Origin of the sequence: Peribacillus butanolivorans (genome assembly GCF_001273755.1) — a bacterium.
Taxonomy (GTDB): domain Bacteria; phylum Bacillota; class Bacilli; order Bacillales; family DSM-1321; genus Peribacillus; species Peribacillus butanolivorans.
Genome location: NZ_LGYA01000008.1, coordinates 1 through 1,675, shown reverse-complemented (window position 1 = coordinate 1,675; position 1,675 = coordinate 1). Strand labels below are relative to the sequence as shown.

General features: G+C 35.6%; 1 protein-coding gene. It reads left to right on the top strand.

Annotated features, from left to right (window positions below; all coding sequences use genetic code 11):
- Positions 1-67 precede the first annotated feature (67 nt).
- Positions 68-1,629, top strand: a protein-coding gene (locus AKG34_RS27310) for an IS3 family transposase (RefSeq protein WP_152952418.1) whose coding sequence is annotated in 2 segments (ribosomal slippage) — positions 68-701 and positions 701-1,629 — 1,563 coding nt in all. Because the reading frame shifts where the segments join, the coding sequence is not laid out codon by codon here.
- Positions 1,630-1,675: the final 46 nt, after the last annotated feature.

The window sequence follows — 1,675 nt, the reverse complement described above, 5'->3', positions numbered from 1 at the left end:
TGATATGCTCCCCATTAGGTAGACAGATAAAAAATAAAAATCTGTTGATCTAAGGGGAGTATTTTCTATGGCTCGAATGAAATATTCTAAAGCTGAGAAATTGGCTATTTTAAATCTTTATAAAGATGGTCACCATTCAATAGCTGACATTACGGCCAAGTTTTCTGTTGATCCTGGTACGATTAGAGATTGGAAGAGAAGATATGAAATGAATGGTGAAGACAGTTTAACAGACGCGACTTCTTGGAAGTCTTATTCAAAAGAGCTAAAGTTAGCAGCTGTGAATGATTATCTATCAGGACACTATTCGTTAAACAAGGTTATCCAAAAATACAATATATCCAGTACTGCGGTTTTGGGAAAATGGATTAAAAAGTATAATAGTCATAGAGAATTAAATGATACCGGTAAAGGAATGACAAACTCTATGACAAGTAGAAGAAAAACAACATTAGAAGAACGAATTCAAATTGTGAATTACTGTCTACAACACCAGAAAAACTATCAACTCGCAGCCGAAAGCTATGGAGTTTCTTACCAACAGGTATATCAATGGGTCAAGAAGTTTGAAACAAATGGTGAAGAAGCAATACAAGATAAACGCGGTCGAAAGAAAGAGGAATATGAATTAACAGCTGAAGAAAAGTTTAAGCTGGAAATGAAACGTTTAGAGCGAGAAAATGAACGATTGCGTGCAGAAAATGCTTTTTTAAAAAAGTTAGAGGAACTCGAAAGGAGGCGTCAGTAACAAGCGTTCGTCTACAAAATAAATATAGAGCGATTCAAGATTTACATTCGGATGAAAACCTGCCAGTAATCCTTTTATGTGAAATTGCCGGTGTATCCCGTGCTGCTTATTATAAATGGCTTCAGCGTACGCCAACAGCTAAAGAATTAGAGAATGAAGCAATTCTTCAGGATATCCAGGCTATTTATGCACGAGTAGGAGGCATTTATGGGTACCGAAGAATGAAATTAAATATCAATAGGATATATCATAAAAAGTTTAATCACAAACGCATTTATCGCTTAATGCACATCGCTGGATTACAGTCCGTGATTCGTCGGAAAAGAAAACGCTATGTTCCCTCATCTGCGCAATATGTCGCTGAAAATCGACTCAATCGTGAATTTACTGCAAGCAAGCCCAATGAAAAATGGGTAACAGATGTCACAGAGTTCAAATTAGGAAACGGAAGGAAAACGTATTTAAGCGCCATTTTAGATCTTTACGATGGCTCCATTATTAGTTATGTATTGGGACATTCAAACAATAATAAATTGGTATTTCAAACATTGAATCAAGCTATCACTATATTAAAAGAGAATGAACATCCATTGATTCATAGTGATCGAGGGTATCAATATACATCACATGGGTTTAAGAGAAAAATAGAAAAAGCAAAAATGATTCATAGCATGTCACGTGTAGGAAAATGTATAGATAATGGACCAATGGAATCGTTTTGGGGGACGTTGAAATGTGAAAAGTATTACTTACATAAGTATGAGACATTTGAAGCGTTACAACAAGCGGTAAATGATTATATCCAGTTTTACAATAACGAACGTTACCAAGAAAGATTAAACGGCTTAAGCCCATTGGAATACAGGGCTCAAGTCGCTTAAAGCTTTTTTATTATTTCCACTGTCTACTTGACAGGGAGCTGTTCAA